Annotated in this window: 18 protein-coding genes and 1 pseudogene; 7 read left to right on the forward strand and 12 right to left on the reverse strand. The window is 63.1% G+C overall.

Annotation, left to right across the window (positions count from 1 at the left end):
- The first annotated feature begins 59 nt into the window (after positions 1–59).
- The 3 genes from ACZ89F_RS29570 to ACZ89F_RS29580 all read left to right on the forward strand — a co-directional run bounded on the left by ACZ89F_RS29570 (position 60) and on the right by ACZ89F_RS29580 (position 2,083).
- Entirely contained in the window at positions 60–341 is a 282-nt protein-coding gene (locus tag ACZ89F_RS29570; protein WP_476095647.1) for a hypothetical protein, read from the forward strand.
- A gap of 194 nt (positions 342–535) precedes the next feature.
- Entirely contained in the window at positions 536–988 is a 453-nt protein-coding gene (locus tag ACZ89F_RS29575) for a DoxX family protein (protein WP_476095649.1), read from the forward strand.
- Positions 989–1,105: 117 nt separating this feature from the next.
- Positions 1,106–2,083: a complex I NDUFA9 subunit family protein gene (locus ACZ89F_RS29580; RefSeq protein ID WP_476095651.1), complete on the forward strand. Its 978-nt coding sequence runs from the start codon at positions 1,106–1,108 to the stop codon at positions 2,081–2,083.
- A gap of 27 nt (positions 2,084–2,110) precedes the next feature.
- Here the strand turns inward: ACZ89F_RS29580 and ACZ89F_RS29585 are convergent, their stop codons facing one another.
- Positions 2,111–3,478 carry a cytochrome P450 gene (locus ACZ89F_RS29585; RefSeq protein WP_476095653.1) on the reverse strand — a complete coding sequence of 456 codons (1,368 nt, stop codon included), beginning with the start codon at positions 3,476–3,478 and terminating at the stop codon, positions 2,111–2,113.
- A 178-nt stretch (positions 3,479–3,656) separates the two neighbouring features.
- Between ACZ89F_RS29585 and ACZ89F_RS29590 the strand changes: the two genes are divergently transcribed.
- The 4 genes from ACZ89F_RS29590 (at position 3,657) to ACZ89F_RS29605 (ending at position 10,714) form a co-directional block, all read left to right on the forward strand.
- Positions 3,657–4,226, forward strand: a complete 570-nt coding sequence (locus ACZ89F_RS29590) for an NADPH-dependent FMN reductase (protein WP_476095654.1) — start codon at positions 3,657–3,659, stop codon at positions 4,224–4,226.
- Between the two features lie 91 nt (positions 4,227–4,317).
- Positions 4,318–6,948: a caspase family protein gene (locus ACZ89F_RS29595; RefSeq protein ID WP_476095656.1), complete on the forward strand. Its 2,631-nt coding sequence runs from the start codon at positions 4,318–4,320 to the stop codon at positions 6,946–6,948.
- Positions 6,949–7,093: 145 nt separating this feature from the next.
- Positions 7,094–9,565: a DNA topoisomerase (ATP-hydrolyzing) subunit B gene (gene gyrB, locus ACZ89F_RS29600; protein ID WP_476095658.1), complete on the forward strand. Its 2,472-nt coding sequence runs from the start codon at positions 7,094–7,096 to the stop codon at positions 9,563–9,565.
- A 231-nt stretch (positions 9,566–9,796) separates the two neighbouring features.
- Positions 9,797–10,714, forward strand: a complete 918-nt coding sequence (locus ACZ89F_RS29605) for a hypothetical protein (RefSeq protein WP_476095660.1) — start codon at positions 9,797–9,799, stop codon at positions 10,712–10,714.
- Between the two features lie 102 nt (positions 10,715–10,816).
- On the opposite strand, the gene ACZ89F_RS29610 is transcribed toward ACZ89F_RS29605, so the two are convergent.
- From ACZ89F_RS29610 to ACZ89F_RS29660, 11 genes and pseudogenes are all read right to left on the reverse strand, one after another.
- Positions 10,817–12,292 carry a hypothetical protein gene (locus tag ACZ89F_RS29610; RefSeq protein WP_476095662.1) on the reverse strand — a complete coding sequence of 492 codons (1,476 nt, stop codon included), beginning with the start codon at positions 12,290–12,292 and terminating at the stop codon, positions 10,817–10,819.
- Positions 12,293–12,420: 128 nt separating this feature from the next.
- On the reverse strand, positions 12,421–13,818 hold the full coding sequence (locus ACZ89F_RS29615) for an NAD(P)(+) transhydrogenase (Re/Si-specific) subunit beta (protein ID WP_476095664.1): 1,398 nt from the start codon (positions 13,816–13,818) through the stop codon (positions 12,421–12,423).
- A gap of 6 nt (positions 13,819–13,824) precedes the next feature.
- A complete protein-coding gene (locus tag ACZ89F_RS29620; protein WP_032901432.1) occupies positions 13,825–14,250 on the reverse strand; it encodes a proton-translocating transhydrogenase family protein in 426 nt (141 codons plus the stop codon).
- Complete coding sequence (locus ACZ89F_RS29625; protein ID WP_476095666.1) at positions 14,250–15,533, reverse strand: Re/Si-specific NAD(P)(+) transhydrogenase subunit alpha; 1,284 nt, start codon at positions 15,531–15,533, stop codon at positions 14,250–14,252. Before ACZ89F_RS29625 ends, ACZ89F_RS29620 begins: the two co-directional genes overlap by 1 nt.
- Positions 15,534–15,618: 85 nt before the next feature.
- Positions 15,619–15,843 (reverse strand): aa3-type cytochrome c oxidase subunit IV, encoded by a 225-nt coding sequence (locus ACZ89F_RS29630; protein WP_476095668.1) that lies wholly within the window; start codon positions 15,841–15,843, stop codon positions 15,619–15,621.
- A 219-nt stretch (positions 15,844–16,062) separates the two neighbouring features.
- Positions 16,063–16,212, reverse strand: a complete 150-nt coding sequence (locus tag ACZ89F_RS29635; protein WP_476095670.1) for a DUF3096 domain-containing protein — start codon at positions 16,210–16,212, stop codon at positions 16,063–16,065.
- A gap of 122 nt (positions 16,213–16,334) precedes the next feature.
- Positions 16,335–17,114 carry an N-acyl amino acid synthase FeeM domain-containing protein gene (locus tag ACZ89F_RS29640; RefSeq protein WP_476095671.1) on the reverse strand — a complete coding sequence of 260 codons (780 nt, stop codon included), beginning with the start codon at positions 17,112–17,114 and terminating at the stop codon, positions 16,335–16,337.
- 270 nt (positions 17,115–17,384) lie between these two features.
- Positions 17,385–19,698 (reverse strand): annotated as a pseudogene (locus ACZ89F_RS29645) (putative bifunctional diguanylate cyclase/phosphodiesterase).
- Positions 19,699–19,843: 145 nt separating this feature from the next.
- Positions 19,844–23,338 (reverse strand): indolepyruvate ferredoxin oxidoreductase family protein, encoded by a 3,495-nt coding sequence (locus ACZ89F_RS29650; protein ID WP_476095672.1) that lies wholly within the window; start codon positions 23,336–23,338, stop codon positions 19,844–19,846.
- A gap of 221 nt (positions 23,339–23,559) precedes the next feature.
- Positions 23,560–24,096: a hypothetical protein gene (locus ACZ89F_RS29655; protein ID WP_476095674.1), complete on the reverse strand. Its 537-nt coding sequence runs from the start codon at positions 24,094–24,096 to the stop codon at positions 23,560–23,562.
- Positions 24,089–24,700, reverse strand: a complete 612-nt coding sequence (locus tag ACZ89F_RS29660; RefSeq protein ID WP_476095675.1) for a CGNR zinc finger domain-containing protein — start codon at positions 24,698–24,700, stop codon at positions 24,089–24,091. Before ACZ89F_RS29660 ends, ACZ89F_RS29655 begins: the two co-directional genes overlap by 8 nt.
- Between the last annotated feature and the right edge of the window lie 15 nt (positions 24,701–24,715).

Below are 24,715 nucleotides of genomic sequence, written 5' to 3' on the forward strand. Positions count from 1 at the left end.
ACACAAAGGATGATCCTTTGCGCCTCGGAAAACTCAACCCAAATCAAAAGGAAATTGTCATGACCAACACCAGGATCACCATGCTGACCGCCGTCCTTCTGCTCGGCTCGTTCATGGGTGCCACACAAGCAGCCGGTCTGAAGGCCGCGCCGGTCAGGCCGTCCAGCCCGGGCGTGATCACCGCCCCGAGCGGCGGCGCCACCGAAGATCATTACTGCAAGAACGGCCATGCAAAATTCGCCAACTGCAGCGCCGATTTCGTCGCGGCCTGCAAGAAGGTTGGTGGCACCATGTCGGATGTTCAGGGCTGGGGTGGGCGTACTTGCTTCACGCCCTCCTGATACCGTCTCAGGTCAGGCCGCTCCGTCGGCCCCTGACTTCGCATGGATGTCACCCGGAAAATCCCGCTTCGGCGGGGTTTTCTGCGTTTCGCCGCCGCAATGATAAACATTCGTGTTTTGGTCAACTTTTGTTTATTTGACTTCGCCCGACCTGACCGGCCGTTTGCGCTGATTGAGCAAACAGAGGAGCTATAATGTCGGCAAGCACGGACAATACCCGCAACAGCCTTGTCATCCCGGGCCTTGGCAGGGTCTACGCAGCCTTGCATGATGGTGCGGAAACCGTTCTTCGCGTCGTCGCAGGTGCGTTTCTTGCCATCCACGGTTCGCAGAAGATCACCAGTCCTTTCGGCGCCGCCGAGATGGTCGAGGGCCTCGGCTTTTATCCGGGCGCCTTGTGGTCATTGCTTCTGGCCTGCACCGAATTCTTCGGCGGTATCTTCATCGCCGTCGGGCTTTTGACGCGGCCGGCGGCCTTTGCCGGGCTGTTCGTGCTGCTGGTCACGGTCTGGTTCCACTGGGTCACCATGGGCCAGGGCTATTCGGGCGCGGAAAAGTCGCTGCTATGGGCGGCAATCCTGCTCTTCTTCGTCATTCGCGGCGGCAACCGCCATTCGGTCGACGCCCGCATCGGCAGGGCGTTCTGATAGGGCTGGGATTGCTCTGAAAACAAGGGCGGCAGCGACCACGCGTCGCCCTTTGCCTTTGGCGCGAAACGGATTATGAAACGGCTTCAGCCAAGCTTGCGAGCACCGGAGCCAGCCATGACCGAAATCCTGCAGACCCCAAAGCTCGTCGTCGTCTTTGGCGGGTCAGGCTTTGTCGGTCGCCATGTCGTGCGCGCACTGGCCAAGCGCGGCTATCGTATCCGTGTCGCCTGCCGGCGGCCCGATCTCGCCGGCCATCTGCAGCCGCTTGGCAATGTCGGCCAGATCCAGCCGGTGCAGGCCAATGTGCGTGTGCGCTGGTCGGTCGACCGCGCCGTTCAGGGCGCCGACCATGTCGTCAATCTGGTCGCCATCCTGCATGAGGGCGGCCGGCAGAAATTCTCCGCCGTCCACGAGTTCGGCGCCCGCGCGGTGGCCGAGGCGGCGCGCTCGGTGGGCGCCGGCTTGACCCATATTTCGGCGCTAGGCGCGGATGCGAACTCCGAATCGAACTACGCGCGCACCAAGGCGCTTGGCGAAAGGGCCGTGCTGGAGACGATCAAGGACGCCGTGATCTTCCGGCCATCGATCAATTTCGGGCCCGAGGACGGCTTCTTCAACCGCTTCGCCAACATGGCACGCTATTCACCGGTGCTGCCGCTGATCGGCGGCGGCCAGACCAAGTTCCAGCCGGTCTATGTCGGCGACGTAGCCGAAGCGGTGGCGCGCTCGGTCGACGGCAAGGTCGATGGCGGCCAGATCTATGAACTCGGCGGGCCGAAGGTGCTCACCTTCAAGGAGTGCATGGAAGAGCTGCTCGAGGTGATCGAGCGCAAGCGCCTGCTGGTGCCAGTGCCATGGTGGGTGGCCAACATCCAGGCATCGATCCTCGGCCTCTTGCCCAATCCGCTGCTGACCAAGGACCAGGTGATGCAGTTGCGCGAACACAACATCGTTTCGGACGCGGCGGCCAAGGACAACCGGACGCTTGCCGGGCTTGGCATCCAGCCGCAATCGATCGCGACGATCCTGCCCAGCTACCTCTGGCGCTACCGCGCCGCCGGCCAATTCCAACAGCGCAAGCCGGCAGCTTAATTCGCGCAACTACCTGAGGTGTCACGCCTATCTCGGCGTGACGCGCATCGGCAAACCGCCTTGCGGCTGTGTCGTCAGTTTCTGCACCGGCCAGGGTTTCGTTTCGGCGGTGGTGTCGAAGCGGAAGCGCGACAGCATGATCGCCAGCGCGATGATCGCCTCCTGCATAGCGAAACTGGCGCCGATGCAGACGCGCGGGCCCGCGCCAAACGGCAGATACTGGAAGCGGTCGATCTTTTCGCGATTTCCCGGGTGGAAGCGCTCCGGCAGGAAGGCATCCGGCCGGTCCCACAGCTTCCTGTGGCGATGGACGACCCAAGGCATCACCAGAACCGCGGCGTGCTTCGGGATATAAAGATCCTTCCACATTTCCGGCTCGATCGGCTCGCGGTTGATCGACGGGGCCGGCGGATAGAGCCTGAGCGCTTCGTCGAAAGCCGCACGCGTGAATGGCATGGCATCGAGCCATTTCGTCGGATCGGGCTCGCGCGCCAGCACCCGATCGATCTCCTGCTCGACCCGGTTGCGCTCCCACGGCGATTCCGCGAGGCAATAGAGCGTCCAGCCGAGCGCGCGCGCCGTCGTCTCATGGCCGGCGCCGATGAAGGTGATGATGTTGTCCTCGACCTCGGCCCGCGTCAGTCCTTCCGGCCCTTCGGCCTTGAGCAGCAGCGTCAGGAAATCCTGCGGCACGGCATCGGGATCACGCTTGAATTTCGCTTCGCGCATCTTGACCGTGTCGGTGACGATCTTGCGGAAATAGGCCATGGTCTTGCGGCCACGGATGCGGGTGAGACGCGGCAGCCAGTCGGGCGCGCGCAACAGGTCGAGCGGGTCGACACGGCCCATGGTCTCGAACAGGCGGTCGATCTCGTTGCCGAAACTGCCGGGCTCGCCAGCGATCTCGCCGGAAAACAGCGTTTCAGCCAGGATGTCATAGGTGAGCAGCGTCATGTCATGGGCGATGTCAGACGTGCCGCCATCTTCGTACCGGGCGACGAACTCCTGCGTGCACCTGAGCATCGGCTGGGCGAAGCCGAAGATGTGGCGCGGCGTGAACACCGGCGCCATCGCCTTGCGCGACCGCTTCCAGACCTCGCCCTCGGCGGTCAGCAAGCCGTCGCGCAGGATCGGCCGCAGTATCTTCTGGCGCACCGTCGCCATCTTGTAGTTCTTGGCGTTGTCGACCAGCACGTGGCGGATCAGGCCGGGATCGTTGGCAACGATCAGATGTCCACCAACGCCATTCGCCGAAATCCAGGGCTCGTTATAGGTATGCTCGCCCCACAGTTCGAGCGGGTTGCGGTAGACGATGCGGATCATCTCCAGCGTCGAGGGCGGTGTCGTGCGCGGCTTCGGCGCCGGGGGGACGAAGGGGGCGGGCTGGATGTCCATGGGCTGCTCCGCTGATACACCAATGTAGTGAGCCGCAAAGCAGGCGTCCATGTGACCGAACGGCAAGGCCCCTGCTCCCCGGAATGTGACCGGTTACCGCGAAGTGCCTTCTTGTTGCCCCGGACGGGATGCCTTAGGTGGCAGTCACCAATAGATACCGCCACCGCAGGAGCCCACCTTGAAGCACCAGTTGAACATCATCATCGGCAGCACGCGGCCAGGCCGCGCAGGACCGGTTTTTGCCGAGTGGCTGGAGAGGTTCGCGCGCGAGCATGGAAAATTCGAGCCGGTACTGACCGACATCGATACGTTCAAGCTTCCGGTGCTGGACGAACCGCATCATCCAAGGCTTGGCAACTACCAGAACGACCACACCAAAGCCTGGTCCAAGGCGATCGATGCCGCCGATGCCTTCGTGTTCGTGGCGCCGGAATACAATTATTTCGTGGCGCCGGCGATCGTCAACGCGATCGACTATCTGTCGCGCGAATGGAAGTACAAGGCAGCCGCCATTTTCAGCTATGGCGGCGTCTCCGGCGGCTTGCGTGCGGCGCAAGCGCTGAAGCCGCTGCTGACCTCGGTGGGTGTCATGCCGATCTCGGAAGGCGTCGCGCTGCCGATGTATCAGAAACTGCTCGACGAGAACGGCGCTTTCGATGCCAGCGAGCAGGTGCAGGGCGGAACCAAAACCATGCTCGACGAGCTGTTGCGCTGGAGCCAGGCTTTGAAGCCGATGCGGGCCGCCTGAAAGCGCTGGTCTTCCGCCAAAAGCCCGGCTTGCTCATGCCGTAAAGAGGTGGAATGTTCGCGCAAATGAACAAGCCGGGGGGCGGTTCGACTTGCGTTTGCTTCTTGCCTTGCTGCTGATGCTCATGACCACCGCCACCGCGGTGGCTGAGCGGCGCGTGGCTTTGATCATCGCCGACGACGATTACCGCCTGATCCGGCCGCTTGCCAATCCGGTCCATGACGGCGAGGCGATGGCAGCGGTGCTGAAGAAGCTCGGCTTCGAGGTCGTCCTCGAAACCAATCGTGACCTGCGGCGCATGCGACGCGCGTTCGACGATTTTCGCGAGGATGCCAAAGGCGCTGACGTGGCGCTGGTCTATTTCTCCGGCCATGGCGTCGAAATCTCGGGCGACAATCGGCTGCTGCCGATCGACGCCGACGCCTCCTCGCTCGATGCGCTGGAGAAGACCAGCCTGCCACTGGAGGAGGTGCGCGACACCGTGGCCGCCACCGCCAAGGTCGGCCTGATCATGCTCGACGCCTGCCGCAGCGATCCCTTCTCGGGAAGCAGCGGTGAAGGGCGTGGCGCGACCTCACTGGCAAAGGATGTCGCCGAAAAGGTCAAGCCGGGTCTCGGCCGGACTGGCCGCGCCGAAAACATCCTGTTTGCCTTTTCGGCCGCACCGGGCGAGACGGCCGCCGACGGAACCGGCCAGAACTCGCCGTTCACGACCGCGCTGACCAAATATCTCGGCACCGATGGGCTCGAGATCCGCTCGGTGCTGACGCTGGTGCAGCAGGAGGTCTATGACCTGTCGCGCGGCAAGCAACTGCCTTACGTCGAAAGCGGTCTGCCGCAGCTGTTCTTTGCCGCGAAGGCGAGGCAGGACTTGCCCGAGCGCGAGCGCCTGTTGCTCGCCATGGCCGATGTGACGCCCGAAATGCGCGGCCAGGTCGAGCAGATCGCCAGTGACGTCGATATGCCGCTGGCGCCGCTCTATGGCGCACTGATCGGCCTCGACACCAAGCACCTCTCCGCCGAGAGCCTTGATGCCAGCCTGCGCGAGGCGGCGGACGCTTTCGTCAAGGTGCGCGGCGAAATGAAGACGCTGGCCGCCGACGATCCGCGTGTGACGGAGCTGCGCCGGCAGGCCGAGGAGCAGCTGGCCCTGGGCGCCTTCGGCGCGGCACAGGCAAAACTGGCGGAAGCGGTCGATATCGACGAAATATCGCGCAAGGCGCTGAAGGTGAATTTCATCGATCGCACGCTGTCGCAAGCCGCAACGCTGTTCCTGTCGGCGGGCGCGGCACGCGCCGACCTCAACTATGCAGCGGCCATCAAGGGTTATGAAACCGTGCTGTCATTGTATGGCGAGGCCGGGCAGACCTCGCTCAGCCTGGAACAGACCGACCGCCAGAGCCGCACGCTGGAGGAACTCGGTATCCTCTATACCACGGTCGGCAATGTCGAGGCAGCCGGCCGTGCCTTTGCCGCGTTGTTGGCCAACCTCGAGCAGCGCTCGCATCAGGAAACCGATCCCAGCGTCAAGCGTGATCTCGCCATCGGCCATATCAAGCTCGCCAACACTGAGATGGCGCAAGGCGACCTGCCAACCGCCCTGGAAAACTACGAGGCGGCCAGGGACATGCTGCAGGGCCTGACCGAAAGCCGGCCGAACGAGAAAGGCTGGCTTGGCGATCTGGCCATGGCCAATGACAAGATCGGCAACGTGCTGGCGACGCAAGGCGATGTTGGCGCGGCCGCCCAAGCCTATCAGCAAAGCCTGTCGATCAAGCAGCAATTGGCCGATGCGGAGCCAGACCGCGCCTATCTGTTGCGCGATCTGACCATCACCTATGATGAAATCGGCGACCTTGCCCGTACCGCCGGCCAGTTGGGCAGCGCCCAGACGGCCTTTGAAGAGAGCCTGAGAATTCGGCTGGCGCTGGCCGAGAACAAACCTGATGAGCCTGAGCCCCAGCGCGCTGTCGCCATCAGCCATGAAAGGATCGGTGACGTGCTGCGTGAGCGCGGCGACCCCGCCGGTGCACTCGTGGCCTACAACAAGAGCCAGGCGATCGCCGAAGAGCTGGTGCGCCGCGACCCCAACGATACCGACTTGAAGCGCGACCTGTCGATCAGTTACGCCAAGGCCGGCAATGCGCTGAGCGACCAGAAGAGCTGGTCGCCAGCACTGGCTTCCTATCAGCAAGCGCTTGATATAGCGCGTGAACTCGCCGCCACCGATCCTGGCAACACAAACTGGCAGCGGGACCTGTCGGTCTGTCTGGAAAAGGTCGCCGGTGTGCTCGATGTCCAGGGCGATGTCGGCGGCGCGCTGCAAAACTATCAGGACAGTTTTGCCATTGCCGACCGCCTGGCCAAGCTCGACCCAGCCAATTCCGACTGGCAACGCGATCTGTCGATTACGCTCTCGGAAATCGGCATGCTGGAGACCAAGCAGCGCCACTTCGAGGGCTCCAGGAAAGCCTTCGAAGCCAGCCTCGGCATTCGCCAGCAACTGGCCCTGTCCGATCCGGACAATGCGATCTGGCAATTTGATCTGGTACAGGCCTACATCAACTACGCCTATGTGGCGAAGGATCCGAAGGCGGCGCTGACCAAGGCGCTGAACCTGACGCTGGCGCTCGATCGCACGGGCCGGCTGGCGCCGAGAGACAAATCCACGATCAACTATTTGCGCGGCCTTCTCGCCAAATTCGGCGCCCGAAAAAAATAGCCGGCTGCCGGCTGGGCGTTCGCCCCCGAAATGCGCGCAAACCTTGGAAAAACCGCCTTTAGCGCCTATATCTAGTCGATATCAGAGGCGCGATTCGGGGCCGATTTTTAGCGCCGTGCAAGCGGCATCCAGACAACAGGTTTTCATGAGCGATCAGATCGACAACAACAACGGCGCTGAAGCCGAATACGGCGCCGATTCCATCAAGGTTTTGAAGGGGTTGGATGCTGTCCGCAAACGCCCTGGCATGTATATCGGCGATACTGACGACGGTTCGGGCCTGCATCATATGGTCTATGAGGTGGTCGACAACGCCATCGACGAGGCGCTGGCGGGTCACGCCGACCTCGTCACGGTGACGCTCAACCCCGACGGTTCGGTCACAGTGATCGACAATGGCCGCGGCATTCCGACCGATATCCACACCGGAGAAGGCATTTCGGCGGCCGAAGTGATCATGACGCAGCTGCATGCCGGCGGCAAATTCGACCAGAACTCCTACAAGGTCTCGGGCGGCCTGCATGGCGTCGGCGTCTCGGTGGTCAATGCGCTTTCAGCGTGGCTGAAGCTCAGGATTCGCCGCAATGGCCAGATTTTCGAGATGAGCTTCACGCATGGCAATGCCGACGCGCCGCTGAAGGCCACCGGCAGCTATGAGCAGGACAAGCAGCCCGGCACCTATGAAGGGCGCAGCGGCAGCGAGATCACCTTCTTCCCGTCGTCCGAGACCTTCACCATGGTCGAGTTCGATTTCGGCACGCTGGAACACCGGCTGCGCGAGCTCGCCTTCCTGAATTCCGGCGTGCGCATCATTTTGACCGATGCCCGCCATGCCGACATCGTGCGCCATGAACTGCACTATGATGGTGGGCTGGAAGAGTTCGTCAAATATCTAGACCGAGTGAAGAAGCCGCTGATCGACAAGCCGATCGCCATCAAGGCCGAGCGCGACGGCATTACCGTCGAAGTGGCGATGTGGTGGAACGACAGCTACCACGAGAACGTGCTGGCCTTCACCAACAACATCCCGCAGCGCGACGGCGGCACCCATCTGGCCGGTTTCCGCGGCGCGCTGACACGCCAGATCACCGGCTATGGCGAATCCTCGGGGCTGACCAAGAGGGAAAAGGTGGGGCTGATCGGCGACGATTGCCGCGAAGGCCTGACGGCGGTGCTGTCGGTCAAGGTTCCCGATCCGAAATTCTCCTCGCAGACCAAGGACAAGCTGGTCTCGTCCGAAGTCCGCCCGGTGGTTGAAGGATTGGTCAACGAGGCTCTCGGCACCTGGCTCGAGGAACATCCGGCCGAAGGCAAGGTGGTGATCGACAAGGTGATCCAGGCTGCCGCGGCGCGCGAGGCGGCACGCAAGGCCCGCGACATCACCCGCAAGAGTTCACTCGGCATCACCTCGCTGCCCGGCAAGCTGGCCGACTGCCAGGAACGCGACCCGGCGAAATCCGAGATCTTCATCGTCGAGGGTGACTCCGCCGGCGGCTCGGCCAAGGGCGGCCGTTCGCGCCAGAACCAGGCCATCCTTCCGCTGCGCGGCAAGATCCTCAATGTCGAGCGCGCCCGTTTCGACCGCATGCTCGGCTCCGAGATGATCGGCACGCTGATCACCGCGCTCGGCACCTCGATCGGCAAGGACGAGTTCAACGCCGACAAGCTGCGCTACCACAAGATCATCCTGATGACCGACGCCGACGTCGACGGCGCCCATATCAGAACCTTGCTGCTCACCTTCTTCTTCCGGCAGATGCCTGAGCTGATCGAGCGCGGCCATCTCTACATCGCCCAGCCGCCGCTCTACAAAGTGACGCGGGGCAAGAGTTCGCAATACATCAAGGACGAGAGCGCCTTCGAGGAATTCCTGATCGGCTCGGGGCTGGAGGAAGCATCGCTTACGCTCGGCTCGGGCGAGGTTCGCATCGGACAGGATTTGCGCGGTGCCATCGACGATGCGCTGGCGGTGCGACAGCTCATCAACGGCCTGCACACGCGCTACAACAGAGGCGTGGTCGAGCAGGCGGCGATCGCCGGCGGCCTCAACCCGGACGTCTTTACCGATCTCGCCCAAGCCAACGCCATGGCCGAGCGCATCGCCAAGCGTCTCGACATCATTGCCGAGGACACCGAACGCGGCTGGACCGGTCGCATGTCAACCTCGAACGAGGGCATCGGCGGCTATGTGTTCGAGCGCACGGTGCGCAGCGTCAAGGAATACGCGCATCTCGACCTGGGGCTCATCAATTCGGCCGATGCACGCCAGCTCGACCGCTATGCGCCGCGCCTTACGGAAGTCTATGGCGAGCCACCGGTGCTGCGCCGCAAGGATGTCTCCGAGACCATCTCGGGGCCGCTGGCGCTGCTCAATGCGGTCTTCGCAACCGGGCGCAAGGGCTTGACCATGCAGCGCTACAAGGGTCTCGGCGAGATGAACGCCGAACAACTCTGGGAAACCACGCTCGATCCGAACGTGCGCTCGCTGCTGCAGGTCAAGGTCAATGACGCGACGGATGCGGACAGTCTGTTCTCGCGGCTGATGGGCGACGAGGTCGAACCCAGGCGTGAGTTCATCCAGGACAACGCGCTGTCGGTCGCCAATCTGGATATCTGATCTCGATATTCTCTGACATTGGCGCGCTGCGGCGCGCCGATTGTTCCACCCTTGGCAAACAAAATCATTTTATAACCCGCCGGAACGGAAGTCCCTTCGGGACATTGTGACAACATCGATCACAATTTCTCACAGGAGGCCTTCATGGGACGCGGCATTTTGCTCTGGTTGCTCGGTATTCCGATTCCGATCATCATTCTCATCATGCTTTTCGTACGGTAGGGGGAATTGATGCAGTCCACCCTATCGGCTGTCGACGTTTCCACTTCAACAGAATCATCCGCCACTGCCGTCAGTTGGGGACCGATCATCGCCGGCGCCTTCGCCGCCTCGACGTTGACCTTCATCCTCATGCTGCTTGGTTCAGGCCTTGGGCTGAGCATGGTGTCACCCTGGTCGGGCTCCGGCGCTTCGGTCACCACTTTCGCGGTGTCGACCGCGATCTGGCTGGTCATCGTGCAATGGCTGTCCTCCGGTGTCGGAGGTTACCTTGCCGGACGCCTGCGCACGAAATGGGTCGGCATCCACACCGACGAGGTCTATTTCCGTGACACCGCCCACGGCTTCCTCGCCTGGGCATTAGCCACCCTGATCGTCGTCGGTGTCCTGGGCTCGGCGCTTTCCGCCGCAGTGGGTTCAGGCGTGCAGGCAGTCTCGACCGTGGCGTCGGGCGCCGCCATGGGTGCATCGGCCGGTGCATCCGCCAATGCCGGTGGCGCTGCTGCTGACAATGCGACGTCGTATCTGGTGGACTCGCTGTTTCGTCCGGCTGATCCGAGCAAGCTCGCGGCAGCCAGTCCGGACGGCGATGCAGCCGCGGCAGGCCAAGCCTCGCGCATTCTGGTTGCCAGTGCCGCGGCAGGCGAAATCTCGGCCGACGACAAGACCTACCTATCGCAACTGGTCGCCGCACGCACCGGCCTCTCCGAGGCCGATGCCAAGGCGCGTGTCGATGCGCTGGTCGCCAAGGTCCAGGACGCCAAGGTCAAGGCCCAGCAGGCCGCCGACACCGCCAGGAAGGCCAGCGCGACCTTTGCGCTGCTTGGTGCGCTGTCGCTGGTGATCGGCGCCTTCATCGCCAGTGCGGCAGCCGCTCTCGGCGGCAGGCAGCGCGATGACGAAGAAGGGGTGTTCCTGACCAACCGCTGATCTGGACCTGAAGCAGATCGATCCACTCCGGGCGAAAACCCGGGGTGGATTTTTGTTTGAATTGCCAGGCGGCGCGTGGAGTCTCGATCCCGTTCTCCGTTTTCATTTTTCGGGAGGTATCGCCCGCGCTTCCGCCTGGCTCGGCTCCAGCTTTCGGCCGAGGTCGACAGCGTCGCGCAGCACGGCAAGGTGCGAGCGCGGCCGGTCGCCGGCGGCGACCTCGACACCGGTCGCCGCCAACGACCAGTACAGCGTGTGGGTGAAGACGCGACCAAGTGAGCCGCGCAGCTCGACCTGGATATTGTCCACACCCGGGCCGAAATTTTCCGTCATCGGTCCGGAGATCGGATCGCCCGTCAGCCAACCATTGCCGCGATCGAAGATATTGGTCCAGCGCGTCGCCGCAAACACAGCGCCATGATGCACGGCGCGCTGCGGCTTGCCCGAACGGTTGCGGCCTTCGTGATAGAGTACGGTGCCGCCGGTCGCGCTCTCGGCGATCGGCGGGCATGCCGAGAACAGCCGCTCGGCAATGCCGCACCTGAACTCGGCGAGATTGTACGTCACCAGAAATTCGCTGTGGGTCAGCGGGCTGCCAAGCGTGACGAAATCGCTGATCTTCCAAGGCCGATGGTCGGCATCGCCAGTGCGCAGCTGCCGGTAGAGCTCCCACTGATCGCGCCGGAACCCGGCGAGATCGTCCAGGCTGCCGGGCCATGCCGAACCGTCGGCAACAAGCGTCGCCTTGTCGATGGCGTGGATCGCCTTCAGTTTCGCCTTGTCGCGGATGGCCTCCAGTTTTCGCGGCCTGAAATCGGCCCACAAGATCTGCAGCAGATCATAGGCGATCATCGACCCAAGGCTGTGCGAGACCAGCACGATCCGGTCGTAGCCATCGTCCATCATCAGACGCTTCAGCAGCCTCAGACCGCGGTCGCGGATCAGCGCGCGCTTCTCGACCGTTGCCGCTTCGGCGCGCACATATGCCGCGACATCGCCGAAATAGGGAAGGCCAAACCGGTCCACCGACCAGATGATGAACGAGGCCAGAATGGTGACGAACAGAGCGGCGACCCAGGAGATATAGTGCTGCCAAACCGAGGTCGCGAGCGCGAGCATCGCGCACAGGACGACGATGACGGCGAAAAGAGTGGCGAGATAGAGCTTGCGGGCGTCGCGCGGAATGTCAGCGGGCCTGCGCCACAGCAGGTTTGTCACCCAGGCAGCAAGCCGGCCCCGCGTCGTGCCCTGCGTGATGTCGGCCCAGTAAAGCTCGTAGAAATCGGTGCGGCGGCCATCGACATCGTAAGGCGTGGTGATGCGGCGAAGTTCGTATGAATTTGTCCGGCTGTCGGGTGTGATCCAGCTCTGGTTGGTCTTCGTGCCCGCGGGGTCGGCCGGATCGGCGACGTGGGCATAAAACGGCGCACGGCTGGGATCATGGCTCCAGACGGCCTGGACAAAGCCGCGCAGCGTATCCATCGGCCGCTGTTCGCCCATGCCATGCACGATCACCACCGCCTGGCTCGGCTTGTGCGGCGCTTTTCCGGTGACCGGCGATGCGACGGGATCGGGCACCAGCGTCTCCGTTGACGACAACCCCGTCGGTGAGACGGGAAGTCGTCATCGTAGCCCTGAAACCGCTGTCAGCCAAGAAAAAGCCCGGCGTGAAGCCGGGCGTTTCTTGGCGTGTCGCTGATCTTTGATCAGTGATCCATCGCCTTGACGATCTCTTCGGTCATCTTCTTGGCGTCGCCGAGCAGCATCATGGTGCCGTCCTTGTAGAACAGCGTGTTGTCGATGCCGGCATAGCCGGAGCCGAGCGAGCGCTTGACGAACAGGCAGGTGCGGGCCTTGTCGACGTCGAGGATCGGCATGCCGTAGATCGGCGACGACTTGTCGTCGCGCGCGGACGGGTTGGTGACATCGTTGGCGCCGATGACATAGGCAACGTCGGCCTGCGCGAATTCGGAGTTGATGTCCTCGAGTTCGAACACTTCGTCGTAAGGCACGTTGGCTTCGGCGAGCAGCACGTTCATGTGGCCGGGCATGCGGCCGGCCACCGGGTGAATGGCGTATTTGACGTCGACGCCGTTGGCTTTGAGCTTGTCGGCCATTTCGCGCAGCGCGTGCTGCGCCTGGGCGACCGCCATGCCGTAGCCGGGCACGATGATGACTTTTTGGGCGTTCATCATGAGGTAAGCGGCATCATCGGCAGACCCCTGCTTGACCGTGCGCTCGATGCCGTCATCTGCAGCAGTCGCCGTCTCGCCGCCAAAGCCGCCGAGGATGACCGAGATGAAGCTTCGGTTCATGCCCTTGCACATGATGTAGGACAGGATCGCGCCGGATGAGCCGACCAGCGCGCCGGTGATGATCAGCGCCAGATTGCCGAGTGTGAAACCTAGGGCCGCCGCCGCCCAGCCCGAATAGGAGTTGAGCATCGAGACGACGACCGGCATGTCGGCGCCGCCGATCGGGATGATCAGCAAGATGCCGAGCACCAGCGAGGCGGCAACGATCAGCCAGAAGACCAGCTTGGACTCGGTGGTGACCAGCAGCACGATCAAGACGACGAGCGCGATGGCAAGTGCCGCATTGATGAAGTGACGGCCGCCGATCATGATCGGCTTGCCGGACATGCGGCCATCGAGCTTGAGGAAAGCGATGACGGAGCCGGTGAAGGTGATGGCGCCGATGGCGACGCCAAGGCTCATCTCGATCAGGGCCTGGGCATGTATGTCGCCATTCGTGCCGATGCCGAAGCTTTCCGGGGCATAGATGGCGGCGGCTGCCACCATGACGGCGGCAAGGCCTACCAGCGAGTGGAAGGCAGCGACCAGTTGCGGCATCGAGGTCATGGCGATACGGCGCGCGGTGACGGCGCCGACACCGCCGCCAATGGCAAGGCCGAGCACGATCAGGCCGAAACGGCCGGCAGAGGGAGTCGCCAGCGCCAGTGTGGTGGCGATGGCAATGCCCATGCCGATCATGCCGTAGAGATTGCCCTGGCGGCTGGTGGTCGGATGCGACAGGCCGCGCAGCGCCATGATGAACAGGACGCCGGAGACCAGATAGAGGAAGGACGCGAAGTTGGCGTTCATGGCGCTCTACTTGTCCTTCTTCTTGTACATGGCCAGCATGCGCTGGGTGACGAGGAAGCCGCCGAAGATGTTGACCGAGACCAGCATCAGCGCGACGAAGCCGAAGCCGGCGGCAATGCCAGAGGCGGCGATGCCGACGGCAAGCAGCGCGCCGACGACGATGACCGAGGAGATGGCGTTGGTGACCGCCATCAGCGGCGTGTGCAACGCCGGCGTCACCGACCAGACCACATAGTAGCCGACGAAGATCGCCAGGATGAAAATGGCGAAGCGGAAGACGAAGGGGTCGATGGCGCCACCGGACAGCGCGTGCGCGGCGTCACCCGCCGCATCGGCACCACCGGGCGCGGTCGCCATATTGTGCACCGCCAGCCGAACGGCGGCGGAGGCCTGGTCGAGCTGGTCGAGGGCTTTTTGCAGGGTCTGGTCCATCACGCGATCCCTTTCGGCTTCGACGAGGGCGACTTGGGCGCGGCCGCCTTCTTGGGCGCGGCCTTCTTTGCAGTGGCGGGTTTGACTGAAGCGTCGGCGACCATGGTCGTGGCCGGGATCGCGGCCGGCTCGACACGCGGCTGCTGATCGGCCTTCACGAAAGCTGGATGAACCACCTTGCCGCCATCGGTAAGCATCGTCGCCTTGACCAGATCGTCGGCGCGATTGATGGCAAGCGTCTTGGTCGTCTTGTCGACCAGCGTTTCGAGGAAGGCAAACAGGTTCCTGGCGTAAAGCAGCGATGCCGATGCCGCGATGCGGCCGGGCACATTGAGATGGCCGACGATTTTTACCCCATTGGCCGTTGTCACCACTTGGCCCGGCACAGCACCCTCGACATTGCCGCCGCGCTCGACCGCCAGGTCGACGAGCACCGAGCCCGGCTTCATCGAGGCGACCATCGCCGCCGACACCAGCTTCGGCGCCGGCCGGCCGGGGATCAGCGCCGTGGTGATGACGATGTCCTGCTTGGCGATATGCTCTGATGTGAGCGCCGCCTGCTTGGCCTGGTATTCCTTAGACATTTCCTTGGCGTAGCCGCCTGCCGTTTCCGCAGCCTTGAATTCCTCGTCCTCGACCGCGAGGAACTTTGCGCCGAGCGAGGCGACCTGTTCCTTGGCTGCGGGGCGAACATCGGTGGCGGTGACGACCGCACCAAGCCGGCGCGCGGTGGCGATCGCCTGCAGGCCGGCGACGCCGACGCCCATGATGAAGACCTTCGCCGCCGGGACCGTGCCAGCCGCCGTCATCATCATCGGCAACGCCCTGTCATATTCCGAGGCGCCGTCGATCACCGCCTGGTAGCCGGCAAGATTGGCCTGCGAGGACAGAACGTCCATCGATTGCGCCCTGGTGATGCGCGGCATGAACTCCATCGAAAAAGCGGTGACGCCGGCCTTGGCAAGTGCCGCGACAGCAGCATCATTGCCGTAGGGATCCATGATGGCAATGACCGCCGTACCGGGCTTGTAGCTCTTCAGCTCGGCATCACCGGGCCGACGCACCTTCAGCACCACATCGGCCTTGGCGACATCGGAAGCCTTGCCGATGGCAGCGCCTGCGCTCGCATAGTCGGCATCGATGATTCGCGAATTCTGACCGGCACCGGCCTCGACAATGACGTCGAAGCCCAGCGCCACCAGCCTTTTCACCGTATCGGGCGAGGCCGCGACGCGCGGCTCGTTGGCATCAAGTTCACGAGGAATGAAAACCGTCTGTCCCACCGCATGATCCTTTCGGCCGGAAGGTGTTTCCCGCAAGACGCCGGCCGGCCTCGCGGCGGCGCCATGGACAAGGTGTCGGAAAAATCTATCGGAGGATAAAGGCGCCGACGGCCAGAATCAGCACGAACAGAATGGTCGCCGAGAAGAAGCCCCCCGCGAAGAAACCAAAAGCCATCGCCAGAAGCAGGGCGCCGCAAAAAAGCGATCCGTATTTGGCCAGCGCGACGAAGCCCGCATAGGTGCGGTCATGCTCTGCATAGTCCATCTTCGCGCCCAGTTCGACAGGACCGGTCGGCGAGTGATCAGCCATAGGAATACCCCTTCGAAGACATCTTTCAGGCACATAGCGAAAAGCCGGGCCGAGAGCAATGGCGCTATTGCCGCATAACAGCCAACAACTGCCTCAAAGGAAAATTGAAGCCGGCTGCCGACGGGCGGCGGAGTCCGATCGCTGGATCCGGGTGTTTGATGCGGAAAGATGGTCCGAAAGCGGTCGAGGCGAACGTTGGCGCTGCCTCAAACGGCACTTTCAGCCGGCAAGATGCGGGAAAAGCCCGAGCAGTCCGACGACGATCAGATAGATCGCGACGATGTAGTTCAACAGCCTTGGCATCACGAGGATCAGCACGCCGGCGATCAGCGAGATGAGCGGGGTGAGCGCAAGCGTGGAAATGGTCATGTCGGGTTCCTCAAAGACTTCGTGGCGTGCCACAGTGCTGCAGCGCCCTTGGTGTCATCCAGAACGCCTAAGCTGCCGAAAGGCTCCATGTCCATCCGGCAAAATCGTGCGATCCTGCCGTATCAGGCGGCTTCGTGATAGTATTTTGCCGTGGGCAGGATGGTCAGCGGCGCGAGCTCGCCGACATGCGGCGTATCGAACAGCATACGCTGTTCCATCGGCGTCGAACGGAAGAACGGGAACCGCAAGAAGGACCGCTCGCGGATGGCGTTGACGTCGGCACGGTAGAGCACGACCTTGTTGAACACGCCCGGATAGGCGCGCGACTCGCTGATCTTCTCCGAATAGTAGATGCGCTTGTAGAAGCCGGCGTGATCCTCGCGAATGGTCGACAGGCAGTAGGGCGCGTTGAAATGGAAGCACGCCATGCCGGCCAGCCGCAACGTCAGATAGGGGATCTGCGGATAGACGCGCGACCATTCTGGATCGGACGCAAACCGGCTGGGGCAGATGAAACTCAGCCCTTCACGAAGCATCGGCATGACGATGTCGCCAAAGGCCTTGGTGGAAGGCGACATCGGCGTCGCCAGAGTGACGTGATGGATACGCAGCGTGCTGACGAGCTCCTGGTCGATATAGACCCCGAAACGATACACATTCGGTGCCTCGTCGAGCTCATCATGAATGGTATGGTTTTCGTTGTCGGGCACCATATCGTTCGAGCGATATGACTTGTAGCGCAGGCGGTAGATATCCTCGAGATCTTCGCCCTTGTCGCAGCGGCGATACTCTGTCCGCTCAAGCATCGCCGAGACGTTGCGGGCGAAGCTGGACATGTTGTCGGCGGTATCCTTGCCGTCCTCACCCGTCGCCGGGCGAAGCGAACTCAACTGCACAATCATAAACTCAATCCCCGTACATTGCCGCCGCGATCCGACACTACGTCAGGGTCATGGGATGTAAAGATGAAAATGGGAAGGAGGTCGTTTACCAGACGTTAAGGTTAACAATTGGTAAAATATTATTAAAATTTAATCGTTTTCTTCGTTTTCCGCATCGCGGCGGAGAAAAGAACCGTTCTCAAACCTGACGGGAGGCCGCGGCAATTCTGGCATGGCGCCGCGACGTGCGAGGAAATCTCGGGGGCATGATCTCCATGCTCCACGCGCAAATCAGCGGCGTATCGCCTTTTTGGCAGTCCTGATGTCCTTGGCGAAGGGCCAGACCGTGTTCGACATGGTCTCGATGCCGGAGGCGCTGAGCGCCGAACCGAACAGGAACCCCTGGACGAGGTCCGGCTTGACCTGCAGCGCCAGGATCTTGAGCTGCTCGAAGGTCTCGACACCTTCGACGGTCACCGAAAGCCCCAGTGGCCGCGACAGGTTGACGATGCCCTTGAGCAGCTCGAGCGAACGGGGATTCTGGGTGACGTCCATAAGGAAAGAGCGGTCGATCTTGATCTTGTCGAGCGGCAGCTTGTGCAGGTAGCTCAGGCTCGAATAGCCGGTGCCGAAATCGTCGAGCGCGATGCGCACGCCAATCTGCTTCAGCTCCTCGATGTACTGGCGCGTCAGCGACTTGTCGTCGAGCAGCGCCGTTTCGGTGACCTCGATCTCGAGCCGGCCGGGCGGCGAGGCCGGAGCCGGCCAACGCATCGCGAACCTTCTGGATGACGTCGCGGTTGCGGAAATCCTTGGCGGAGAGATTGACCGAGACGCTGGTGTGATCCGGCCATTTGGCGCATTCGGCGCAGGCTGCCTGCAGCACGAAGGTGCTGATCTCGGAAATGATGCCCATTTCCTCGGCCAGAGGAATGAAGATGCTGGGCGAGATCGGCCCGAGATCGGGATGATCCCACCGGCACAGCGCCTCGCAGCTGGCGATGCGCATGGTGCTCATCGCCACGATCGGCTGATAGACCACCCGCAGGCCCTTGCTTTCCACGGCGCTGCGCAGATCCGCCTTCATCAGCTGACGGTTGCGGAAGGCGGCATCCATCGAGGCTTCGAACAGCCGCCAGCTGTTCTTGCCGAGCTCCTTGGCCTTGTAGAGAGCCAGGTCCGCCTTGACGATCATGGCGTCGACATCGCTATCCTTGACCCGCGACAGCACCGCGCCGCCGCTGGCCTGGATGCGCAGCCCGTGGCCGGCGACGTCCACCTCCCCCTGCAGTTCGGCGAAAATCTCGTCGAGTTGGCTGGTCAGATGGCTCTCATCCTCGACGCGGTCGAAGAAGATCATGAACTCGTCGCCGCCGAAACGGCTGACCGTGATGCCTTGCCCGGCAATGGCGGCAAGCCGCTCGGCAACGGCGTAGATCAAGCCGTCGCCGATCGGATGGCCAAGCGTGTCGTTGACGCTCTTGAAATCATCGAGGTCGAGCACCGCCAGGCCGCAGAGACGGTCGCGATCGCCTGATACCATCGCCTCGCCGATCAGTTCGTGGAAATAGGCGCGGTTGGGCAGGCCGGTGAGGTTGTCGTAGCGTGCCATGAAGCGAATCTTGTCTTCCGCCTCGACACGGGCGGTGACGTCCTCGAAGGTGATGACGCCCAGCTCCTGGCTGCCTTCGCGAGCCGAGAATTCGTAGTGCTGGCCGTTGGCGAGGGAAACCAGCACCTTGCGGTCGCGGCCCTCGCGCAGGGCGCGCGTCAGCTGAGCCTCGATATAGCGGCAATCCTTGGGCGCCAGCATGCCGCCGGCGACGCCGCGCATCAACAGACCATGGATCGACCGCCCGAGCAGCGCATCCGGCGACTTCAGCGACATCAGATGCGCTGCCTCGGCATTGGCAACCGCGACGCGGCCGTCCGGGCCGAGCATGACAAGGCCATGCGACATGGTGTTGAGCGCCCGGTTGAAGCGCTGGGCGATGCGGTTGGCCTTCTTCTCTTCCGATACCGCCGCAAAAAGCACATCGCGCACGGTGTTGGCGAATTTCCGGATGGCGAAAAGGAACGGCGCGGACAGGAGCCCGAGGAGGACATGGTAGATATCGCCGCGCAACAGGAAGCCCAGCGAGATCGGCCAGGTCAAGGCAAGGGTCAGGATGGTGACCATGCGCGGCGAGCCGTAGTTTCGGCCGGCGATGGACGTCGCCGTCGCCAGCGTCAGGCAGACGGAGGCGATTTCGGCAAAATTGTCGCGCGCAAAATAGATGCCGAGCAGACAGAAGGCGCCAAGCGTCAAGCCGTGCAGGGAGCCGTAGAGAATGTAGTCATTCTCGCGCTTGTGGGCCTCTTCCCAGGTCGTCGGCGACGGCATGCTGTTGTATTTTCGAAAGTTTCTCATGCGGAAGATGCCGACGAGAACCATCGAAATGGCGACCAGCAAATACAGCGGATCGCCGTTTTTCCACCAGACAAGGCCAATCAGGAAGGTCTGCGCGAGGATGCCGATCGAAAGCGTCAGCCCGTCGCGAAACAGGGTTTCCACGAACGGAATGTAGACGTCGACCGGGATCTCGTTCTTTTTTCTCAGATTCAACGCCTGAATCCCAACCCTTGGGGACCCAAGCAGTGTCACATCCGCCTTAAGAAAGATTTAGAGAGCCCCTCGCGCGCCCTCCGTCAAGCCGGGTGACGCTGCGGAAAGTGAGGAAACTGTCGTTCAGGTAAACAAGGCGTATCGATCATTCGGCGGCTTGAAGTTCCGGCCGCGCCGGCGTGCCCGACAGGCGTTCGAGCAGTCTTTGGCGTTCGCCGGCGGCCTTTTGCGCGCTGGCTTGGCGGACGTGGCCATAGCCGCGAATGAGGGCCGGCACCGAGGCCAGCGCAACCGCCGCATCGACCCTGGCCGGGGCCAGCGATCCGGCGATGAGCTCCAGATCCGCCTCGTACCGCGCCAACAGCTGCCGCTCCATGCGCCGCTCGGCGGTGTAGCCGAACAGGTCGAAGGCGGTGCCGCGCAGACCTTTCATCGCCGCCAGCAGGCGAAAACCCTTCATCATCCAGGGGCCGAAGCTCGATTTTCTGGGGCTGCCGTCATTGCCGCGCCGGCCCATGATCGGCGGCGCGAGATGGAATTCGAGCTTTTCGTAGCTCTGGAACTGCTTTCCGAGTTCAGCGGCGAAAGAGCCGTCCGTGTAAAGACGCGCCACCTCGTATTCGTCCTTGATCGCCATCAGCTTGAACAGGTTTTTCGCGGCGGCTTCCGACACCGCTGTCGAACCCGGCACGGCCTTGGCTTCGGCGGCACGCAACACGGCCAGTTTCTCGGCATAACGCTTGCCGTAGGCGGTATTCTGATAGGCGGTCAAAAAGGCGACGCGGCGAGCGATGATGTCGTCCAGCGTCTCGGCGACATCGGCGGCCTGGTCGGTCTTGCCAGCGACGGTTGGGCCCGGCTGGGCGACGAGGCCGCGCACGAAATCCGGCTGATGGGCAGCGCGACGGCCCCAGCGGAAGGCGGCGACGTTCATCGCCACGGCTTCGCCATTGAGTTCGATCGCCTTCTCGACGGCCTCGGCCGACAAAGGCAGGCCGCCATGCTGGAAGGCAAAGCCCAGCATGAACATGTTGGCGCCGAGCGAATTGCCGAAAAGTGCCGTGGCGGTGCGGGTAGCGTCGAAGAAATGCGCCTTGTCGTCACCCGCGGCCGCACGGATCGCCTTCTTCAGGCGTTCTATCGGCAACGAGAAATCGGCCGAACGGGCGAATTCGCCGGGCATGATCTCGGCGGTGTTGGCGACGAAGATGGTGTGGCCCTCGCGCACCGCGGTCAGCACCTTCTTGGCGCCCGACACGACGAGATCGCAGCCAAGCACGAGATCGGCCTTGCCGGCCGAGACGCGGATGGCATGGATGTCGTCCGGGGTGCGGGCGATGCGGACATGGGTGAACACCGAACCGCCCTTCTGGGCGAGGCCGGCCATGTCGATCATGCCACAGCCCTTGTCCTCGAGATGCGCCGCCATGCCAAGCACCGCACCGACAGTGACGACGCCGGTGCCGCCGACGCCGTCGATGATCGCCGCCCAGCCTTGTTCGCCAAGCGGGAATTCGGCCGGCACGGGCACGCCGTCGAGCGGATCGGTCTTGCCGGCAAGGCCCTCGGCCTTGCGGATCTTGGCGCCGTGCACGGTGACGAAGGACGGGCAGAAGCCGTTGACGCAGGAGAAATCCTTGTTGCAGCTCGACTGGTCGATCTTGCGCTTGCGCCCGAATTCGGTCTCGACCGGCTGGATCGAGACGCAGTTCGACTGTACGCCGCAATCGCCGCAGCCTTCGCAGACCAGCTCGTTGATGAAGACCCGCTTGTCGGGATCGGGGAATGTGCCGCGCTTGCGGCGGCGGCGTTTTTCGGCAGCGCAGGTCTGGTCGTAGAGCAGCACGGAAACGCCTTTGACATCGCGCAACTCGCGCTGGACGAGGTCGAGGTCGTCGCGGTGATGAATGCTGGCGCCGGCCGGGAATTCGACCTTCCCGGCATATTTGTCCGGTTCATCGGTGACGATGGCGATGCGGTCGACGCCCTCGGCGCGCACCTGCCGGGCGATCATGTCCACGGTCAGGCCGCCTTCGTGCGGCTGGCCGCCGGTCATGGCGACGGCGTCGTTGTAGAGGATCTTGTAGGTGATGTTGGCGTCGGTCGACAGCGCAAAGCGGATCGCCAGCGTGCCGGAATGGTTGTAGGTGCCGTCGCCGAGATTCTGGAAGATGTGGCCGCGCTTCGAGAACGGCGCCTGGCCGACCCATTGCGCGCCCTCGCCGCCCATGGCCGTGAAACCAACGGTGTTGCGGTCCATCCACAGCGCCATGAAATGGCAACCGATGCCGGCCGCGGCAATCGAGCCGTCCGGCACCTTGGTGGACGAATTGTGCGGGCAACCGGAACAGAAGAACGGCGTGCGCGAGCCGATGTCGGTGGCGTCGGCGAGCATTGCCTGGAACTGGCGCAGCTTTGCCACCCGCGCCAATATCTCTTCGGACGGGCCGATGGTCCTGACGATCCTCTCGCCAAGCGCGATGGCGATCTCATTGGGGTCGAGCGCGCCCTTGGCCGGGAACAGCCAGTCGCCGCGTTCGTCCTTCTTGCCGACAATGACTGGCTGCGTGGCGGTGCCGTAAAGGCTTTCGCGCAGCTGCACCTCGATCAGCGAGCGTTTCTCCTCGACGACGACGATGGTGTCGAGGCCGCGGGCGAAATCGGCGATGTGATGCAGGTCGAGCGGCCAAGGGCAGCCAACCTTGAACAGCCGCACACCGATGCGGTTGGCGGCCGCCTCGTCGATGCCGATGTCCTCCAGCGCCTGGCGGACGTCGAGATAGCTCTTGCCCAGCGTGATGATGCCGATCTTGGGGTTGCGGCCACCCGAATAGACGATGCGGTTCAGCCCGTTGGCATGGATGAAGGCGGAGGCCGCGGCGCGCTTGTGCTCATGCAGCCGCTCCTCCTGGCCGAGCATGTCGATCTCATGGCGGATGTTGAGACCGCCTGGAGGCATATCGAAGTCCGGCACGATGATGTTCAGCCGCTCGAGCGAGGCATCGACCGAGGCCGTCGATTCGATGTTGTCCTTGACGCATTTGATCGCCGCCCAGGTGCCGGCAAAGCGCGACATGGCAAAGCCGTAGAGCCCGTAGTCGATGATCTCCTGGACGCCGGCCGGGTTGAGGATCGGCACCATCGTGTCGACGAACAGGAATTCGGTGGCATGCGCGTTGGTCGAGGATTCGGCCATATGGTCGTCGCCCATCAGGGCGAGCACGCCGCCATGTCTGGACGAGCCGGCGAGATTGGCATGGCGGAACACATCGCCGGAGCGATCGACGCCCGGCCCCTTGCCGTACCAGACCGAAAAGACACCGTCATGGGTACCCTCGCCCAGCAGTTCCGTCTGTTGCGATCCCCAGCAAGCGGTGGCGGCAAGCTCCTCGTTGAGCCCTGGCTGGAAGACGATGTCGGCCTGCGCGAGTTGTTTCTTCGCCTTCCACAGCTGCATGTCGAGGCCGCCAAGCGGCGAACCGCGATAGCCGGAGACGAAGCCGGCCGTGTTCAGACCGGCGCGGCGGTCTCGCTCGCGCTGCATCAGAAGCATGCGGATGACCGCTTGCGCGCCGGACAGGAAGATGCGCTCCTTTGCGAGATCGAACTTGTCGTCGAGCGCGACGTCGTGCAGCGTCATCAGGAATTTCCTCTGCGGAGGCCACGCGGGAGCAGGCAGCCAACGTCGGGGTCGGATGACGCATCCTTTCTCCCCTTGCAATGCAGGTCAAACAAAATCGCAGGTGCCAGGCAACGCGCAACGAACAGTCCGTTGCCATCGCGAATCGGGTACGAAACCGATTCGCGGGCATTGTCCGCCGCACGAAAATTTCAGCAGCAACCAGAGCTGGAAGCGACGCGTCAGCTGCCCTTCGAGCAATCCGGCTTCGGTTCGCCCGGCAGCTTGCCGTCGGGATGGCCGACGAGATCGGGATTGGCCGTATAGAGCTGGTCGATGACCAATGGCCGGTCGGGCAGCACCGACTGGTCTTCCGTCGACATCAGCGTGGTGTCGATCTTCTGCAGGACCGCGCCGTCGGCGCCCTTGATGCTGATGGCAATCGCATAGGGCTTGTTCTTGACGACGCAGGTCAGCGCCGGGCTCTCCAACGTCACCTTGTCGAGCTTCGGCCACACCTTCTGCTCGACCACCAGAGGCGCGCCGCCGGCGGGATCCTGGAAGCTGGCGACCGCCACCTGGCCATCGCCCATCGGCTTCAGCGGCCGCAGGGTCACCACATAGGTAGCCCTCGCCAAGCGGTAGTTGAAGACGAATATCTTGCCGGAAATCTCGAACAGTTTGCCTTCGGCGTTGCCGGTATCGCGGCAGGCGCCGAGCGCAACGGCCGCAATGAGTGCCGCGCCGACAACGATCGAGCGGGAAAAACCTCTAGGCATTCTTGACCTCATTGGCCGCCATGCGGCGGCGACGATAGTGGCGACTTGCCTTCTGCCTGTTGCCGCACACCGCCATGTCGCACCAAAGGCGGCTGGAATTGCGGCTTCTGTCGACAAATAGCCAGGTGCAGTTTGGACAGATCCTGAGCCTTGCGACGGTGTCGTCGCGCAGCAGCGACAGAGCGGAAACCGCCAGCGCCGCCTCGAACGCGATCGGCGTCAGGGGATCACCGAACGGCCTTCCCGGCGCACCGATCTCGGTCCGGCTGCCGGCCAGACCATCGGCGCAGGCTCTCAGGAACCCCGGCAGATCGGTGGTGACAACCGCGCCCTTCGACACCGCGCCGCGAAACAACCGGTCCGTCGTTTCGCGGATCGACAGCACGACGGGTGCGATTGTCTCCGGTGCCGGTGCAGCCAGCGGCCTGTCGCCAAGCTCGGCGGCGCGAAAGCGGCTCGCCGCATCGGCGAAGCGGGCAATCTCGGCCGGATCATCGAAACGGTCGAAGGTCCGCTCCGGATCGCCGCGCAGCACGACAGTGTTCGCCGTGTCGAGCGCAAGCAGGCCTCCGGTGAAGCGGTGCGGGGTCCAGGATACCGTCATGCCTAGAATCTAACC

This window comes from Mesorhizobium sp. USDA 3734 (genome assembly GCF_056279665.1).

Excerpts from the sequence above, each read along its gene's own strand:
- ACZ89F_RS29570 (WP_476095647.1), top strand. The coding sequence starts at position 60 with ATGACCAACACCAGGATCACCATGCTGACCGCCGTCCTTCTGCTCGGC.
- ACZ89F_RS29575 (WP_476095649.1), top strand. The coding sequence starts at position 536 with ATGTCGGCAAGCACGGACAATACCCGCAACAGCCTTGTCATCCCGGGC.
- ACZ89F_RS29580 (WP_476095651.1), top strand. The coding sequence starts at position 1,106 with ATGACCGAAATCCTGCAGACCCCAAAGCTCGTCGTCGTCTTTGGCGGG.
- ACZ89F_RS29585 (WP_476095653.1), bottom strand. The coding sequence starts at position 3,478 with ATGGACATCCAGCCCGCCCCCTTCGTCCCCCCGGCGCCGAAGCCGCGC.
- gyrB (WP_476095658.1), top strand. The coding sequence starts at position 7,094 with ATGAGCGATCAGATCGACAACAACAACGGCGCTGAAGCCGAATACGGC.
- ACZ89F_RS29605 (WP_476095660.1), top strand. The coding sequence starts at position 9,797 with ATGCAGTCCACCCTATCGGCTGTCGACGTTTCCACTTCAACAGAATCA.
- ACZ89F_RS29615 (WP_476095664.1), bottom strand. The coding sequence starts at position 13,818 with ATGAACGCCAACTTCGCGTCCTTCCTCTATCTGGTCTCCGGCGTCCTG.
- ACZ89F_RS29620 (WP_032901432.1), bottom strand. The coding sequence starts at position 14,250 with ATGGACCAGACCCTGCAAAAAGCCCTCGACCAGCTCGACCAGGCCTCC.
- ACZ89F_RS29630 (WP_476095668.1), bottom strand. The coding sequence starts at position 15,843 with ATGGCTGATCACTCGCCGACCGGTCCTGTCGAACTGGGCGCGAAGATG.
- ACZ89F_RS29635 (WP_476095670.1), bottom strand. The coding sequence starts at position 16,212 with ATGACCATTTCCACGCTTGCGCTCACCCCGCTCATCTCGCTGATCGCC.
- ACZ89F_RS29640 (WP_476095671.1), bottom strand. The coding sequence starts at position 17,114 with ATGATTGTGCAGTTGAGTTCGCTTCGCCCGGCGACGGGTGAGGACGGC.
- ACZ89F_RS29650 (WP_476095672.1), bottom strand. The coding sequence starts at position 23,338 with ATGACGCTGCACGACGTCGCGCTCGACGACAAGTTCGATCTCGCAAAG.
- ACZ89F_RS29655 (WP_476095674.1), bottom strand. The coding sequence starts at position 24,096 with ATGCCTAGAGGTTTTTCCCGCTCGATCGTTGTCGGCGCGGCACTCATT.
- ACZ89F_RS29660 (WP_476095675.1), bottom strand. The coding sequence starts at position 24,700 with ATGACGGTATCCTGGACCCCGCACCGCTTCACCGGAGGCCTGCTTGCG.